Origin of the sequence: Paenibacillus sp. FSL H7-0323, assembly GCF_038002725.1 — a bacterium.
Taxonomy (GTDB): Bacteria; Bacillota; Bacilli; order Paenibacillales; family Paenibacillaceae; genus Paenibacillus_AQ; species Paenibacillus_AQ odorifer.
In genome coordinates this window covers 1,132,050-1,148,584 of record NZ_JBBODB010000001.1, presented here as the reverse complement: position 1 = coordinate 1,148,584, position 16,535 = coordinate 1,132,050, and the positions used below count along the sequence as shown (strand labels likewise).

Here is a 16,535-nt window from a genome sequence, read left to right as displayed (position 1 = left end):
AGCACTGTACAATCAGGACAGGGTAACTCCTAAAAACTATGGCCTACCATAAGCTTACGCTATAGCAGGCCACCAAATTAGCTTATTTAATTATAACCAGACCTCTCGGGCGGTTTCGATCACAAGGCGTATTTTATCCCACTGCTCTTCTTCAGTTAGAATATTTCCTTCCTCCGTAGAAGCAAATCCACACTGAGGGCTAAGGCACAGCTTCTCAATATCTACATATTGTGCGGCTTCTTCGATTCTTGCCTTAAGCTGCTCTTTACTCTCCAGACCCCCATGTTTGGTCGTTACTAATCCCAACACTACAAATTGGTCTTTAATAAATCGTAAGGGCTCGAAATCGCCAGCTCGTTCATTATCATATTCCAAGAAAAAGGCATCAACTTTGGTATTGGAAAAAAGCACCTCGGCAACAGGCTCATAACCGCCAGCAGCGAACCAAGTGGAGCGAAAATTACCTCGGCAAACGTGCAGCGCGATGGTCATATCATGCGGACGATTCGCAATACTCTCATTGATCAGCCTAACGTAATCCTTTGCTAACTGATCGGGATCTGTACCTCTACTGCGTAAATGGGCGCGATGTCGGCCACTGCTCAGCGTTCCCCAAGTTGTGTCGTCTAACTGAAGATAACGGCAGCCTGCATCGTAAAAGGCTTGAATCGCAGTTTGGTAAACCGCGATGATATCTTGAAATAGAGTTTCCTTATCAGGGTAAACTTCATTTCCATTAAACTCCTCCACAAAGTGAAATAGGGCAGGTGATGGAATCGTCATTTTGGGTATCCGGTCTCCCGCCATTTCCTTGAGCTTTATAAATTGCTGTAGCATGGGATGATCTTCAAAGGCAATCCGGTCAACAATTCGGAATGATTCTGCACGCTGAACCGTTTCGGCTCTTCCATTCCCTTGGTTTAAGTTAATCTTTTCAGTTCCTTTAATTCCGACAAAGAAATCAAGATGCCACCAGGAACGGCGAAACTCACCATCTGTTACTGCTAATAATCCTACTTCCTTTTCTAATTCCAGTAGTTTAGCAATCTCAATATTCTCTATTTCATAAAGCTCACTACCTGTAATTTCACCATTCTCATATTGGAGGCGGGCTGCTTTAATCTCTTCCGTACGCAAGAAGCTGCCGACGATATCATAGCGAAAGGGTGGAGCATTTCTCTGGGTGCCAGTTACGGGTCTAATCATACCGATCCTCCTACAGCTATAATAAAAAATGATTAAGATCAAAATAACTTCCGGAAACCAAGTCATTTAAGATTTCTATATACTTGGATGCCATCACACTAGGTCTACGATCTTTATGCGCAATCCAACCAACCGTGAATACTTCATTACTCTCAAATGGAATCGTCTTCAGTCCATTACCGTTCAGATCGGATGCCATGATTCCTGTACCCACTGTATAACCGTCCGTGCCCATTAATAAATTGGTCAAGGTTGCCCGGTCATTCACTTTAATATTCTTCTCAATCTGAGAAAAACTTAACATTTCCTCCGAGAAGTGAAGTGAATTGTTCTCACCCTGTTCAAAAGTAATATACGGAAAAGGTAAAATATCGTCCTGCGAGATCCTTTCCTTCTGGGCAAGCGGATGTCCAGTTCTAACATAAAGATGTGGGTCAGTATTAAAGAGTGGCGTGAATTTCAGATTACCGTCACTGAACAGCTTATTCATATGCTTATAGTTGCTCTCGTTAATATAAAGAATCCCCAAATCGCTACGGAGAGTACGCACATCTTCGATGATGTCGTAGGTTTGCGTCTCTCTCAAGCTGAAGTTGTACTCTGAGACATCACTTTGCTTCATGAGACTCACAAAAGCATCTACCACAAAAGCATAATGCTGAGTCGAAATGGAAAAATAGATTGGGCTACGCTTTTTCCCAGTATAACGATTCTCCATAAGCTCTGTTTGTTCAATGATTTGACGGGCATATCCGAGAAATTCCATTCCTTCTACAGAAATGCTGATTCCACGGTTCGTCCTTTCAAAGATGGTAATCCCAAGTTCATTTTCAAGCTCTTTAATAGCATTGGACAGGCTCGGTTGAGAAACAAAGAGTTTCTTTGCCGCCTCATTCATGGAGCCACTATTTGCAATTTCGATAGCGTAGCGGAGCTGCTGCAACGTCACTCCTATTCCCCCTGTTCCAGACCTATTCGTACTACATTCTGTTTCATACTAGCTGATATCGTAGCATAAATACACATCTCATTCCAAGATAATCCTTATTATGTGCCCAATAACGCGTACTTATTGTGTTCTCTTTTTCCCAGCATCAATCTTGGCAGGATCTAGTCCTTTCCAGATATTTGGCATATCAACCTGTTCTGGATGCTCAAAAACTAAAAAAGCTGTAGGCAAATACCGCTCACCATATTGGGATGAGGGTTTATTCATAATCTCATTATCTTTTACTAGTACCGTAGAAGATCCACCATCCAGATTAGCCGCTATCACAGCTCCATGCTTAAGCAAAATTTGCTGCACATCATAGAGATTCGCTCCAATACTATAAGTAGGCTGTCGTCCGTCAATTACCACAAAAATAATAGCGCCATCTGCCCGCTGACCCATTGCTGTTCTAGGTGCAATCCCCCAACCTTCTGCTGCATTCTTAATCAATCCTTTGCCATTGACGATTAGCCGCGGGCTAAAAGTAACTGCCTCCTGAACCCCCATTTTACTAATCTCATCTAGCGTATAATTCCCTGCAACCATTTTCCCTTGTTTATCAAGACCAACAATCTGTGTAGATTTTTTACCGCCAAGACCGTTGTAATATAACTTACCTTGTGAGACTACAATTCCTATGGGTTTAAACCCGTTACCTTTCCAGTTCGGATCAGCGAACCCACCACCGTTAACTCCAGCGATAGCGCCTGTACGCTTCACCATACTGGTTACTTTTTCACCTGAACCAATCTTATTAGGTATTCCTAGTCGGACTTTGGTTGGATCATTAACAATCATTACATATCCGGTATAGCCACTGCCTGAGACATTCTCAATCTCGACAAGCGGCTTCTCTACCACCTCAGGTTCGGGAGCGATCGTATGTGTATCTATTTCGTCCCCCATCTCTTCAAAACGGGCGGTATATTCGGTTACCCGTTCCTTTAGTTGATCTTCACCTATAATATATTTAGCCATATAGCGATGTTGTGTTGTAATTAGCGTATCTGCGATTGTATAACGTAAGTTCTGAGCCGAGGGTGCAAAATAAAGCCATCCACCAGCAGCGATCATTAAGAATAAGCAGAATAAAAAAACTTTGGATAAGGTGCGAAAAAAACTTCGTTTCTTCCGCTTTTTTATTGGTTTCTTTACAGGTTTCTTATTGCGTGCATTGGAACGTTGAGGTAATGATGAAGTGCTCACTTCTGAGTATTCCTCCCTAAATATTACTAATTTGATAATATGTACAACTCGTCCTTATCATAGACGATGATTTTCGTTAAAAGTTTCTATTTGAGTAATAGTCATCATTTCAAAAACAAAAAAGAGCAGGTTTCCAATATCTTGGCTACCTGCTCATCTAAAGCTAAACAAAATCTAATGTCTTCCTACTCCACCGCCGCTGCTAGCGCTACCGCCGCCACCTGATGAGCCACCACCGCCGGAATAACCGCCACCACCTGATGAGCCTCTATCATCATCATCTGAGTAGCTGCGGCTGGATGAGCTTGAAGAATGTCTTCCTGCTCCTCCACCACTGCTGGAACCTCCACCACCATGGTTCTCGTTGCTTGAGGAATACCGTCCTGCACCGCCACCGTTAGTAGAGCCTCCGCCACCACTGTTTCCCCAGAAACTTGATTGCGAATTGTTTGTATTCCTATGGTGGTGATGATAATAACGTCTGTGCCAGCGTCTGCCATAACCGTAATCCGCTTGACCATGCCAAGGACCATAACGGCGTATATTCCTTTGGCTATATGGATTAAATGGCAAACCATACATTTCTATATATCTATTGCGTCGTGAAGCAGTAAATCCAAATAAGATAAGCGAACCAAAAATCGCTGAGAAAATTAGAAAAGCCTTGCTTTTACTAACCGCCTCACCTCCACTTGTAGCTGTAGTAGAGGAAGAACCAGAGTTCGTTGTAGTTCCAGGATTAACATTGTTTCCGTTGTTTCCAGTGACTCCTTGCGGATGATCCGCTCTAGCTAACAAGAAACTGTAGAACGAATTAACTGTCGTTGTAGCTCCCGTACCGTAATCTTTTTTCACAAATTGGGGTTCAAGCACGGTATTTAAAATATTACTAATAACCTCATTGGTTAAAACCTTGTCGATATCCTTGCCTTGTAGAACATGATAGTTGTCTCCGCCTATGTCCAATACCAGCATAACATCCTTAGGACCCGCACCTACCGAAGCAAACTTCATATAGGTATAGTCCTGCAATGTTTTATCTCCAGCATTTTTTACGGTGACCACATAAATTCCACTTCCGGTTGTTGTTTTATATCTGTTGCTGGAATCGTTCAGATAGTCTTTAGTTACTTTTTTGAGCACACCCGCATTATCGGATACGTAATTTTTGGTGCCAACATTTTCTGCCCAAGTGCCGCCCATAGCTTGAATAAAAGCTCCATACGTCTTCCTAGCACCATTACTGTATGTTTTAGCTGCGAAATCCGGCTCAAGATATTGTGAAAGAATCTCTTTAATCTTACTGTTAGGCAATGATTCCTCTATACCTTTACCTTGTACCGCCCAATAATCATCATCTTTTATAGAAAGGAGCAGCAGCAGACCGTTATTTTTATCCGCAGCCCCCACACCCCAGCTATTGAAAAGCGATTTTGCATACTCTTCCATCGAAACCCCTTCAGTAGAATCGACAGTTACAAGCACAACTTGAGCTCCAGTAGCCTGATGTAATCGAATACCGTAGTTCACCATGTAATTCTCTGCTTTCTCGTCAATCACATTCGCAAAATCATTCACATAAAATGACCCTGTATGCTTAGGTACAGCAGTTTTGGCTAAACTTACGGCCGGCAAAAGCAATACACTTAACAATAAGGCAGCAAGTGTGGTATGTAGCAGTATTTTTAGAGTTCTCGTGTTCATATGTACCTCCTGATCTATCATTATCTCTCTTATTTATCGGTTACGCGCGGTTAGCGGAATAGTTCCATTTTATTCTAAACTGGAAATTACACAACAGGAAAAAACGGTTAGAGTTTATGAGGCGGGTGATTTGAGGCGTGCGAGTCACTTCAGGGGCAATCATCGTGTTGTGTTGATGGATCAAACTCAAGAGCATTGGAGATTTGGAATTCCCTACTGGATAACATACTTTTCACTGATGCATCGGACTCAGGAGACGTTATTTTGTTTATTCGAGCGTTTGCGGCAGGCTATCGGACTCAGTTGCAGCTATTTACTCAAAACCACACTGTTTATCCACAAATGTTGGCCAATAAGTGCTATACAGTCCGATACCTCGGCAAAATGAGCTGAAATGCTGAAATAGCTGCAATACGGTCCGTAACACACTGAACTCTCTTAGTTACTTGAAATAATGGGAGTTTTGGATCCTTCTTAAACTTCTTAGTTACTTGAGGTACATTGGAGTTTTGGAATCCCCTGCTGGATAACATACTTTTCGCCGATTCATCGGACTCAGGAGACGTTATTCTGTTTATTTGAGCGTTTGCGGTAGTATATCGGACTCAGTCGCAGCTATTTACTCAAAACCACACTGTTTATCCACAAAAGTTGGCCAATAAGTGCCATACAGTCCGATAACGCAGCAAAATGAGATTAAATGGCGAAATAGCTACAATACGGTCCGTAACACACTGAACTTCCTTGGCTACTATACAAAATGGGAGGTTTGGAATCCCCCTTGAACTTCTTAGCTACGTGTAATAATAGGAGATTTGAATCCCCCTTAAACTTCTTAGTTACTTGAGATACCCGTTATCTGGAGATATACAGCCAATACTCCAACAACAAAAAGGCTCAGCCTATAGCTGAACCTTTTGCTTGCTTTTTAAAGCCAATTCCTTGGATCTAGCGCTCATGTTCCGTTAAAAATCAAACAGCGTAGTGGTTAAGTAACGTTCACCGGTATCCGGCAGAATCACCACGATGGTCTTGTCCTTATTCTCAGGACGCTTAGCGATTTGTGTAGCTGCGTAAACAGCTGCTCCGGAGGAGATACCCACCAGCAATCCTTCTGTTCGCGCAAGAGCACGTGATACGCTATAGGCATCATCATTTTTCACCTGAAAAATCTCATCCACCACTTCATTATCGTAATTCTCCGGAATAAAGTTTGCTCCAATGCCCTGAATCCCATGTCCCTTAGGACGGCCTCCTGATAAAACAGGAGAGTCAAACGGCTCGATGGCGACAATTTGGACTGCGGGGTTCTTTTCTTTCAACGCTTTCCCAACACCCGAGATAGTGCCTCCAGAACCAACACCCGCTATGAAAATATCAACATCTCCATCGGTATCCCGCCAAATCTCCTCTGCTGTAGTCGTTCTGTGTATTTCCGGGTTCGCAGGATTGCTGAATTGTTGGGGAATAAATGAATTTGGAATTTCCGCAGCTAATTGTTCTGCCTTTCTTACAGCTCCGCTCATTCCTTCAGTTCCCGGTGTTAACACAAGCTCAGCACCTAATGCCAGCATTAATTTACGGCGTTCAATACTAAATGTATCTGGTAGGACGATGATCAGTGAATACCCTAAGCTAGCAGCTGCAAAAGCAAGTCCTATCCCAGTGTTTCCACTAGTAGGCTCAATAATGACAGAATCTTTATTAATGAGACCTCTCTCTTCCGCATCTTTGATCATTGCATACCCAATACGATCTTTAACACTACCTGCAGGATTAAAAGATTCCAGCTTGGCAAGAACCCTTGCTTCTACGTTTTGGGTTTTACTATACTTTGAAATCTCTAATAACGGTGTATTTCCGATCAGATCGGTTAAGCTCTTATAAATATTAGCCATAATGATCCGCACCTCATTTCTTAATTTCCAATCAAATTACTCTGTATTAAGTCTAGCAGGATTTAAAGGATTTACAACCTATTCATTCTTAGTAGTCGCAAACTTGAGGCCTTTAATTCGTACTACGTCTAACCGAAACACTTGACTCTCGCACGATTAATCGCGGATCAAGCTGCACTCTTTGATACTCCCCGGTAATATTATCCTGAATACGTTGCAAAAGAAGCTGTGTGGCTAATCGTGCCACTTCATTCCCCATGATCGAGACCGAACTAATCTGCGGACTTGTAATGGTTGTCCATGAGTTATTATCTACCCCAACCACCGCCACATCTTCTGGAACACGAACGCCTAATTCTTTAAAACGATTCACAATACCTATGGCCACCATGTCATTCACTGCATAAATAGCATCTGGCATATGCGTCAGGCTGTAGAAATAGTCAGCGGCTTGTAGTCCAGTTTGCAAGGAAAAGTCTTCGCCAAAATATACAAGCGAAATATCCACTTGATTTAAAGCTTGCTGATAAGCAAGATAACGATCTTCAATAAGATCTTTTTGTGCCCCTGCATATGCAATCCTAGTACGACCGATATTGATTAAATGCTCCATCACTAATTGTCCTTCAAAACGTGACAAACTAACGATGTCAGCTTTCACATTTTCTGTGATTCTTTTCCCGTAGTTAATGATAGAGACCGGAACACTCGATTTATTAATTAACTCTACCATGGTCTTTGGATAAGCAAGAGGCATGATAATGAGTCCATCTACATGTAATTTTTTGACCTCACGGATTGTTTCGAGCTCAGTCCGCGGGTTGCCAGAAGTATTAATCTGGATTACCCGATAGCTATGTTGTTTGGCGGCTTGCTCTACGGACCAGGCGATATCCGGAATAATTGCGTTGCGAATGTCAGGAACGGCCAGAGCAATTTGCTTCGTTTGGCGGATTTTGAGGCTTTGCGCAGAGGTATTTGGAGTGAAACCCATCTCCTCAATCACTTGCAGTACCAGCGCCTTGGTCTTGGAACTAATTCCCTCTGAATTATTAATGGCTCTTGAGACAGTAGCAATACCTACCCCCGCCCGTTTCGCTACATCCTCTATGGTTACTTTGTTTTTATTAGCCACTCTGATAGTCCCCTTATTTCCGGAATCGTTTTCGTATTTATCTCTATTCCACTCATCTAAAATCAAAATTCCAATGTATAGATTATAACATAATAGTACATAGAAGAATACTTATCTCAACGACTAATGTGAGCCTAAAGGCTTGATATAACTCTGTTTTAGTGAATTATTTCACTAATTTTCAATATTAATATTTTCATTATTTAAATTTGACAATATGAAAATTATGTGACATATTTGTTCTCGGAAACGTTTCCTCTTTTCCAGAAATAAAACACTATTTATTATCAATAATTAATCTAGGAGATGAATGATATGCAAGCATTAAGATGGCATAACGTCAAAGATCTACGGTTAGAAACGATTGAAGAACCAGCAGCCCTTGAAGGAAAAGTGAAAATCAAAATCGAATGGTGCGGAATTTGTGGCAGCGATCTTCACGAATATGTAGCCGGCCCTATTTTCATTCCCCAAGGAACAGATCATCCCCTTACTGGTGAAAAAGCTCCAGTCGTAATGGGACATGAATTCTCTGGACAAATCGTAGAAGTAGGTCAAGGCGTTAGCAAGTTTAATGTTGGTGATCGCGTCGTCGTCGAGCCTGTTTTTGCATGTGGTGAATGTGTAGCTTGTCGACAAGGTAAATATAATCTTTGTGAAAAAATGGGCTTCCTAGGTTTGGCTGGTGGTGGCGGTGGATTCTCAGAATACGTCGCAGCAGACCAACATATGGTGCACAAAATTCCAGACAGCTTATCCTATGAACAAGGTGCTCTGGTGGAACCTTCTGCCGTTGCTCTACACGCTGTTCGTTCCAGTCAACTCAAGGTTGGAGATAAAGCTGTAGTATTCGGTGCCGGCCCAATCGGTTTGCTGGTCATTGAAGCTTTGAAAGCATCCGGCGCAGCTGAAATCTATGTAGTAGAACTTTCCGAGGAACGTAAGAGTAAAGCTGAAGAACTTGGTGGTATTGTAATCGATCCTAAACAATATGATGTGGTCGAAGAAATTCAAAAACGTACCGATGGTGGCGTAGATGTTGCGTTTGAAGTGACAGGCGTACCTCCCGTTCTAACCCAAGCAATCAATTCCACTAAATTGAGTGGACAAATCATGATCGTTAGTATTTTCGAAAAAGATGCTACGATTACTCCAAACAATATCGTACTTAAAGAACGCAACTTAACTGGTATCATTGGTTACCGTGATGTTTTCCCCGCTGTAATTAGCTTGATGGAACAAGGGTACTTCCCTGCTGAAAAACTTGTTACTAAGAGAATTAAACTGAATGAAGTGATTGATCACGGGTTTGAGGCTCTTTTGAAAGAAAAAAATCAAGTAAAAATCCTTGTAAGTCCTAAACAATAACCATAAGCAGCCTATTGGCTGAATCATAAAAGAAGGCGCTGCTCCAAGCAGCTCTTTCTAGAATTTGTAGCGGTCTCTGTTATTAAAAAAACAACCAGGCAGCGATTCTCCGGGAATTGGAGTATCACTGCCTGGTGTTTTTGATCTGTGGGGGGTTTAAGCAAATTCATGGGCAAATCCTTATACCCTCTGACTTAACTCGCTTAATCATCCGCTGATCCACCAAGTATATTCATCCTCACTAAGCAGGAGTTGCAAGTCTGATGCCTTGAAGAAATCCTTTCAGACAGAACGTAGCTTCCGGTGCATTCCCTCTTGTTATACTTCTAGCACCTAATTTAAAGGATTCGAATGAGATAATGGAGAGTGATATAGGGTAAATGTGAAATAACTGCATTCTGTACACTTATTCCGTATGCAAAAGTAACTATTCTTGTTTTAATTGTATTCTGTACAATTAAAACCCTGAAAATCCACCTATAAGGAATTATATGAGGAATATAGATGTACTAAATACAGTTATATCTATGCCCCGACCAATTAAGGAATTATAGTTGTACAAAATACAATTAAACGCTCACTCTGCTTTAACAAATTGCTTCCGTCATCACTCTGATTCATCAATTATAGATGAAGTGTAGCTCCCTATGGAACGGCCCCTAGCCCGTTTGTTTGCTTCATCTATACTTATGCGTATTTATCATTTATCAGATAATGCAGATTCTCTTTTACAGCAGGCCATTCGGTATCCAATATGCTAAAGACCACATTATCATGAATCGATCCGTCAGACTTGATTCTATGCTTACGCAGAACCCCTTCTTTAACCGCCCCTATTCGTTCTACTGCTCTTTGTGACCTCAAGTTGTTCGCGACCACTGTAAATTCTACGCGGATCAGCTTTTGTTCTTCAAAACAATAGTGTAGCAGCAGCGACTTGCCTTCTGTGTTCACACTAGTTCTCCAATAGTCTGGTGAGATCCAGGTACATCCAATTTCAGCGTTACGATGAACCAAATCCGGATGCATAATACGAGTGGTTCCGATAATTCGCTCCGTTGCTTTATCAATGATAGTAAAGGTAATTTGTGAACCGTTCTTTTGATTCGCTAAAGCTGTTGAGATTAATCCTTGCACCTGCTCGTCCGACGTTATTTTTCGCCAGGTAAATTCCCAGATGTCTGGATTTCTTAACACTCTCGCCAATCCTTCTGCATGACTTTCATCTATTGGAACCAGCTTAATCGATTTCCCGTCAAGCAGTTCTGTATTCATAACATTCATTTGGTACACCGTTCTCTCAATGAAATATGCTGAATGATATCTGCAATTTCTTCCACACGAAAGGCGATATGGTCTGCTCCGGCTTGTTCAAGCTCTTCCTTGGGACCATAACCAAAAGTCACTCCAATGGATTCAACACTACAGCCAATAGCACCGATGATATCATGCTTACGATCCCCTATCATTACCGCTTCCTCTGGATGTATGTCATTCTCATCAAGCACGTACTGAATAACCTCTTGCTTCTTAGAACGGGTACCGTCCAGATTACTTCCTCCGATATGTTTGAAATAATGATCGAGCTTATAATGCTCAAGAATCTGTGCTGCAAAAACAGTCGGTTTGGAGGTTGCTACATACAATGAGTATCCATTCGTCTTAAGTCCCTCCAGCAATTGGGGTATACCTTCAATCACCATATTCTCAAATAATCCCGTGGCACTGTAACGCTCCCGGTAAAAAGCAACCGCTTGAAGCGCTTGTTCCTCAGTGAAATGGTGCAGCTCGATAAATGAATCATATAACGGAGGACCTATGTAAGGAAGAAGCTCATCCAAATGCTCGATCTGTATATCAAATTTGTTCAAAGCGTATTCTACGCTTTTGGTGATGCCTTCTTTGGGGTCTGTTAAAGTACCATCTAAATCAAATAAAATGTTTTGTAATCCTCTTCCCACGGTTGTCTTGCTCCCCTCGACTGATATTATTGCATATATTTATCATACCTTCGTTTCCACATACTTTCCACATACTTCTCGAATACGATAAGTAACTGAAGCTATTACATATTATCGGAGGAGTATCTTATGAACATGACGCATTACATGTCTTTGCTAGCGGACAACCAGCCTTGGAATTTGATTATATTCATGGCCATCCCCGTGATTTTTGCTGAGACGATTACCATTACAGAGTTTATTATTTTGTTCACCAAGAATCTAACAGGCCCACTACGATCCTTCAACAAAGTCTGCAGCATACTCGCAGGGATATATTTCACAGGTGTATTTCTCTACTTGTTCCCAACTGCGTTTATTCCTTTGTCTGTGAATGGGGAATGGCACACATGGGTTGATATCGTAGCCGTGGGCTTCTATTTAAGCGGAGTACTCTTCTTATTGCCACTGGCTTTGTTAGATCTTGGTCTGATTGCCCGTAAACGATCGGAAGAGCACAAGATGAAGCTGCATTTTCTGCTTATTAGTGGATTCTTGGTCGTGGCGCATATCGCGATGATATTTGGGATGATTAATCCGGAAATTGTAGGGAGTATGGGTGGAATGGGCGATATGATGCATTAAAGTTTATTAACAAAACGTAATCTAAGACAAAAAGCAGATCAAGGATAAAACCTTGATCTGCTTTTTGTATCGTACCGGTTATCCTGCGTTTTGTACAGTTACCACAGTACGCTTCTTGCGTAATAAAAACATCAGTGGAAATCCAAACAACACAATAATGGAACCTACCACAAAAACATCATTCACACCCATCGTGAACGATAGCAAACGTATCGAATCTGTATTACTTGCACCGGAGCTGATCAACTCTTTAGAGTGGAGTAAGGATCTGCTCGACAGCAGGGAGGTGAATACTGCAATCCCAAGTGAGCTTAACACATTGCGAACCCAGTTGTTGATCGACGTAGCATGCCCAGACCATTCGACAGGAATTTCCTCCATTGAGGCTGTACTGCTTGGAACATTGGCTAGTCCAATGCCGAGATTACGAACGACCATCGCCCACATAATAAAGCTATAAGATATGTTCGTTTGCAGCCGACTAAGCATGAATAAACCGATGAATATAAATAAAATACCCGCAGAAATCAACTTCACAGGTCCGAACTTTGGATACAGCTTACCTACGATTGGACTCAATAAGGCAAGGAGGATCGAGGACGGCAATAAAATCAGCCCTGTTTTAAGCGTTGTAGCCCCTTCTACCGTTTGTAAGAACAAAGGGGTTAAATAGGTTCCGGCATACATCGCAATCGTAACTAAACTATAGATACTAAGCATGGCGGTAAAACGGCGATTACGGAATACACGCAAATTCAGCAGAGGTACCTCCGCCTTCAGCTCGCGCAAAACAAACAAAACTAACAACACAACTCCCAAAAGGATTAACGATAAGGTTTTCCACGAAGTCCATCCCCAGCTATTGCCTTGGCTAAATGCAGTTAATAATGATAAACTACCGAGGACAACGGTAAGGAAACCAGGAATATCAAATGACTTCGGAATATTCATTCGATAATATGGAATTAACGTTAGGGTTAGAATAACAGCTATGATTCCAATAGGGATGTTAATTAAGAATAACCAATGCCAGCTGGCATATTGGAGCAGCCACCCGCTAAACGTTGGTCCTATGGCTGGCGCGACCATCGCGGATAACGACCAGAGGCTTACTGCAAAAGGTCTGCGTTCTCCCGGTATTACTTGAAATATGATGGTCATCGTACAAGCCATGATGAGACCGCTGCACGAACCCTGAAGCATCCGAAATACAATTAATGATGTTGGATCCCATGCCAAAGCACAAAACAAAGAGAACATGGTGAATCCCATCAAGGCGAAAAGATAAAGCCTTTTGTAGCTGAATCTTCCTCCGAGATAGCCGGCGAGTGGTGCGGTTACTCCTGTCGCCAGCATAAAACCCGTGACCATCCATTGCATGGGGTTCAGACTCGTATTGAAATGATCCATTAAAAGAGGAACAGCAATGTTGATCGTCGTTGTACTTAAGACAGAGACGAAATTTCCGAAGAATATGGCAATCATGATCGGCCAAAAATGTATTTTGCTTGCTTGATTTTCTTCCATGCTTCCCCTCCTCATTATTTTTTATATGTCTACTTTTACATATATAAGGTGACTTGAATAATGTTATAATCGTATGATCAATATGTCAATGATGACATATCCCCGAAAAATTCAATGAAAACGGATTTATAATAACTGGAGGGCTTTATAGTAATGAATACACTGTCTTATGGACTTCTAGCTTTACTTAGCGCTAACTCATTGTCTGGATATGAATTAACTCAGAATATCAAGCCGCTCTGGCGTGCTGGACATAGTCAAATCTACCCTCTATTAATGAGCATGGAGCAGCAAGGTTATATCACCTTTAAGCTCATTGAACAGACCGATAAACCGGATAAAAAAGAATACTCCATTACGAAAGCAGGACTGGAGCAATTGCGGCAATGGGTGGAAACTACTGCAGAGCCTCCGGTGCTACGGGATGAGCTGCATTTTAAGCTGTATAGCTTATGGCTATCCAACCCGGAAGAAGCCAAGGACCTATTGCTAAAACGTGCAGAGTTTTGTAAAAGTGAGCTGGAGCGATACAAGGTTTTGCTCAAAGCAAACGAAGTCTTACGTGATGAACGCGGTGAGACGCGTGAGTTAAAAGCCACCACTTTTGGACGTTATTTACTGATCCACAAACGTGTGCTTGATATGGAGAGCTCTATACAATTTTGCGAATGGGCACTTGAAGAGCTGGAGTCGAATAAATAACATTATAAACATGCAAAAAAGAGACCTCATTTTGTATCTGAAGTCTCTTTTTACTTACATTTATTCGGATTTAGATAGATTAAATAGTTGCACCTCGCAACGAGTACCCGCTCCAGGCTGACTCATCATTCGAATCTTGCCTCCATGCAATTCCACCAGCTTTTTAACAATGGAAAGCCCCAGACCTGAACCACCGTATTGTCTTGAACGTGATTTCTCTACCCGGTAGAAACGTTCGAAGATATAGGGAAGCTCTTTCTCAGGAATACCTATTCCTGTATCTTCAACTATTAGAGTTGCAGCATCCGCTGCAAATTCCACATGAACAATAATCTCGCCTTCATCCGTATAACGAATTGCATTTTCCAGAAGGTTCATTATAATCTGTTCCATACGTTTTTGATCTCCACGGATCATATACGCATCTCCGCTAAGCTGAAGCTTCAGGTGTAATCCCTTCTCTTTTGCTTTCAGTTCAACTCTGCGCACGGCTTGTTCCGCTAGCTTACTGAGATCGATCCACTCTTGGGTAAGTGTAACCTTTCCTTCCTCCATCTTTGCCAGTTCAAATAAATCATCCACCAGATGCTGGAGCCGATGTGCTTCCTGATGAATGATGTCCAGGTATAGATCTCTTTCCCCTTCGGTCTCGTAAAGTCCATCTTTTATAACCTTGGTGTACCCCTCCAAATATGTAATGGGCGTTCTCAGCTCATGTGAGATATTTGCCAGAAATTCCTGCCTTGTATCCCTGTATCGTTGCAGATCGACAGCCAGATCATTTATGGCCTCTGCCAAAAAACCAATCTCATCGTTACTACGTATAGACAGTCTCGTTTCCAGCTCGCCAGCCGCGATTTTCCGGGTTGCCTTTTGCATCTTGATCAGAGGTCTGGACAAAATCATGGCGATCACACCAGTGATCCCTAAAGCCAATATAAAAGCCCCTATTCCTGCAATCAGCAGCAGGTTCCGGATGGAAGCCAAAGATTGCTTCATACTCTCTGTAGAGGACATTACATAAAGTGCAGACTGAGTTGTATCCCCCTCCATTATTGGTTTTCCAATGATAAAATAAGAATATCCAGCAGGATCTTTATACTCAAAATCAATACTTTTCCCAGCAAAAATCCGGCTAACATCCGAAGCTTGGATGAATGAACGATCCATACGATCATGTGCACCCGAGTGGAGTATCACATGGCCATCCTTCGAGATATTAAAGATACTGACATCCGAAAATTCTGCAAAGGTACTCATCATCTGCTCGTTTGAACTATCCTGCGATTCCGCCATTCCAATAAAATGTGAGGTGAGTTCCTCCGTCTCTTTTTGCATCTCGTTGTAATAGAAGCTTGTAAACATCCGGTCTATAGTAATTCCAAGAACAAGCAAAACAACCACAAAAACAGACATAATAACAAAACCGAGCTTAAGTCCGATGATGTTATTTTTCATACCTGATTACCGGGAGCATGAAATTTATAACCTAATCCCCACACCGTCTGAACCGGATTATAGGCTAGGCCTGCTTTATGTAGTTTCTCGCGGATATTCTTAATATGAGTGTCAATAACACGATTCTCCCCCTCATAATTATTCCCCCATAATCGCTCCACCAGTTCTTCTCTCGTAAAAACCCGGGTAGTGTTTTGCGCCAAAGTGGCCAGTAGATCAAACTCCTTGAGCGTGAATTCAATGGATGTATCCTGAATATGTACCTCCCTAGCTTCTGGGTATATTTTAAAATCAGGGTATGTGAGCACCTTTTCCTGAGGTTGTTGAACAAAAGTAAGTGTTGAACGCCGCAGCAGAGAATAAATCCTAGCCACTAATTCTTCCGGCTCAAACGGTTTAGTAAGATAATCATCTGCACCTATACCGAGACCACGTACCTTATCCTTGGTTTCAGAACGTGCGGTTAGCATTAGAATTGGGATAGAGCTTGACTCCCTCACCAGCTTGCAGACCTGCCAGCCATCCATATCCGGCATCATCACATCCAGCAAGATTAGGTCAAAGCTGTGTTGTTTCAACAGTTGGAGTGCCTCATGACCCGTTGACGCCTCTTTTGTAGACATCCCTTCTTTACTTAAATAAATCCGCAATAAATTCCGCATGTTCCACTCATCATCTACGATCAGTATCTGTAGCTTATTCAAGCCGTTCACCCTCTTTATGACCTAGTTCTTCTCATTATACAAAAAAAACAC

At 42.0% G+C, this 16,535-nt stretch carries 14 protein-coding genes; 3 read left to right on the top strand and 11 right to left on the bottom strand.

Going from position 1 to position 16,535, the window contains the following annotated elements; genetic code table 11:
• Positions 1-90: 90 nt before the first annotated feature.
• The 6 genes from MHH89_RS05495 to MHH89_RS05470 all read right to left on the bottom strand — a co-directional run bounded on the left by MHH89_RS05495 (position 91) and on the right by MHH89_RS05470 (position 8,140).
• Positions 91-1,206: a 5-methyltetrahydropteroyltriglutamate--homocysteine S-methyltransferase gene (locus tag MHH89_RS05495; RefSeq protein WP_076125848.1), complete on the bottom strand. Its 1,116-nt coding sequence runs from the start codon at positions 1,204-1,206 to the stop codon at positions 91-93.
• 16 nt (positions 1,207-1,222) lie between these two features.
• Entirely contained in the window at positions 1,223-2,155 is a 933-nt protein-coding gene (locus MHH89_RS05490; RefSeq protein WP_076105621.1) for a LysR family transcriptional regulator, read from the bottom strand.
• A gap of 120 nt (positions 2,156-2,275) precedes the next feature.
• Positions 2,276-3,403 carry a phosphodiester glycosidase family protein gene (locus tag MHH89_RS05485; RefSeq protein WP_076184510.1) on the bottom strand — a complete coding sequence of 376 codons (1,128 nt, stop codon included), beginning with the start codon at positions 3,401-3,403 and terminating at the stop codon, positions 2,276-2,278.
• A gap of 174 nt (positions 3,404-3,577) precedes the next feature.
• Entirely contained in the window at positions 3,578-5,107 is a 1,530-nt protein-coding gene (locus tag MHH89_RS05480; RefSeq protein WP_076280695.1) for a TPM domain-containing protein, read from the bottom strand.
• 965 nt (positions 5,108-6,072) lie between these two features.
• Positions 6,073-7,005 carry a cysteine synthase A gene (gene cysK / locus MHH89_RS05475; RefSeq protein ID WP_076129370.1) on the bottom strand — a complete coding sequence of 311 codons (933 nt, stop codon included), beginning with the start codon at positions 7,003-7,005 and terminating at the stop codon, positions 6,073-6,075.
• 112 nt (positions 7,006-7,117) lie between these two features.
• Complete coding sequence (locus tag MHH89_RS05470) at positions 7,118-8,140, bottom strand: LacI family DNA-binding transcriptional regulator (RefSeq protein ID WP_076129369.1); 1,023 nt, start codon at positions 8,138-8,140, stop codon at positions 7,118-7,120.
• Between the two features lie 315 nt (positions 8,141-8,455).
• Here MHH89_RS05470 and MHH89_RS05465 point away from each other — a divergent pair, with 315 nt between their 5' ends.
• Positions 8,456-9,508: a 2,3-butanediol dehydrogenase gene (locus tag MHH89_RS05465; protein WP_076129368.1), complete on the top strand. Its 1,053-nt coding sequence runs from the start codon at positions 8,456-8,458 to the stop codon at positions 9,506-9,508.
• Between the two features lie 687 nt (positions 9,509-10,195).
• On the opposite strand, the gene MHH89_RS05460 is transcribed toward MHH89_RS05465, so the two are convergent.
• Together MHH89_RS05460 and MHH89_RS05455 are read right to left on the bottom strand one after the other, a co-directional pair.
• Positions 10,196-10,792 (bottom strand): GNAT family N-acetyltransferase, encoded by a 597-nt coding sequence (locus MHH89_RS05460; protein WP_076280697.1) that lies wholly within the window; start codon positions 10,790-10,792, stop codon positions 10,196-10,198.
• Entirely contained in the window at positions 10,789-11,469 is a 681-nt protein-coding gene (locus tag MHH89_RS05455) for an HAD family hydrolase (protein WP_076219101.1), read from the bottom strand. The genes MHH89_RS05460 and MHH89_RS05455 overlap by 4 nt, the downstream gene beginning before the upstream one ends.
• Positions 11,470-11,598: 129 nt before the next feature.
• On the opposite strand from MHH89_RS05455, the gene MHH89_RS05450 reads away from it, so the two are divergent.
• A complete protein-coding gene (locus tag MHH89_RS05450; protein ID WP_076129365.1) occupies positions 11,599-12,093 on the top strand; it encodes a DUF6803 family protein in 495 nt (164 codons plus the stop codon).
• 78 nt (positions 12,094-12,171) lie between these two features.
• Here the strand turns inward: MHH89_RS05450 and MHH89_RS05445 are convergent, their stop codons facing one another.
• Entirely contained in the window at positions 12,172-13,620 is a 1,449-nt protein-coding gene (locus MHH89_RS05445) for an MDR family MFS transporter (protein ID WP_341086512.1), read from the bottom strand.
• A 153-nt stretch (positions 13,621-13,773) separates the two neighbouring features.
• Between MHH89_RS05445 and MHH89_RS05440 the strand changes: the two genes are divergently transcribed.
• Positions 13,774-14,322 carry a PadR family transcriptional regulator gene (locus MHH89_RS05440; RefSeq protein ID WP_076129363.1) on the top strand — a complete coding sequence of 183 codons (549 nt, stop codon included), beginning with the start codon at positions 13,774-13,776 and terminating at the stop codon, positions 14,320-14,322.
• Between the two features lie 60 nt (positions 14,323-14,382).
• Here MHH89_RS05440 and MHH89_RS05435 read toward each other — a convergent pair whose 3' ends face one another.
• Together MHH89_RS05435 and MHH89_RS05430 are read right to left on the bottom strand one after the other, a co-directional pair.
• Complete coding sequence (locus MHH89_RS05435; protein ID WP_076280698.1) at positions 14,383-15,780, bottom strand: sensor histidine kinase; 1,398 nt, start codon at positions 15,778-15,780, stop codon at positions 14,383-14,385.
• Entirely contained in the window at positions 15,777-16,484 is a 708-nt protein-coding gene (locus MHH89_RS05430; protein ID WP_175620041.1) for a response regulator transcription factor, read from the bottom strand. Before MHH89_RS05430 ends, MHH89_RS05435 begins: the two co-directional genes overlap by 4 nt.
• Between the last annotated feature and the right edge of the window lie 51 nt (positions 16,485-16,535).

Coding starts and splice junctions, on each gene's coding strand:
- cysK (WP_076129370.1), bottom strand. CDS start 7,005: ATGGCTAATATTTATAAGAGCTTAACCGATCTGATCGGAAATACACCG.
- MHH89_RS05480 (WP_076280695.1), bottom strand. CDS start 5,107: ATGAACACGAGAACTCTAAAAATACTGCTACATACCACACTTGCTGCC.
- MHH89_RS05495 (WP_076125848.1), bottom strand. CDS start 1,206: ATGATTAGACCCGTAACTGGCACCCAGAGAAATGCTCCACCCTTTCGC.
- MHH89_RS05450 (WP_076129365.1), top strand. CDS start 11,599: ATGAACATGACGCATTACATGTCTTTGCTAGCGGACAACCAGCCTTGG.
- MHH89_RS05465 (WP_076129368.1), top strand. CDS start 8,456: ATGCAAGCATTAAGATGGCATAACGTCAAAGATCTACGGTTAGAAACG.
- MHH89_RS05435 (WP_076280698.1), bottom strand. CDS start 15,780: ATGAAAAATAACATCATCGGACTTAAGCTCGGTTTTGTTATTATGTCT.
- MHH89_RS05440 (WP_076129363.1), top strand. CDS start 13,774: ATGAATACACTGTCTTATGGACTTCTAGCTTTACTTAGCGCTAACTCA.
- MHH89_RS05460 (WP_076280697.1), bottom strand. CDS start 10,792: ATGAATGTTATGAATACAGAACTGCTTGACGGGAAATCGATTAAGCTG.
- MHH89_RS05445 (WP_341086512.1), bottom strand. CDS start 13,620: ATGGAAGAAAATCAAGCAAGCAAAATACATTTTTGGCCGATCATGATT.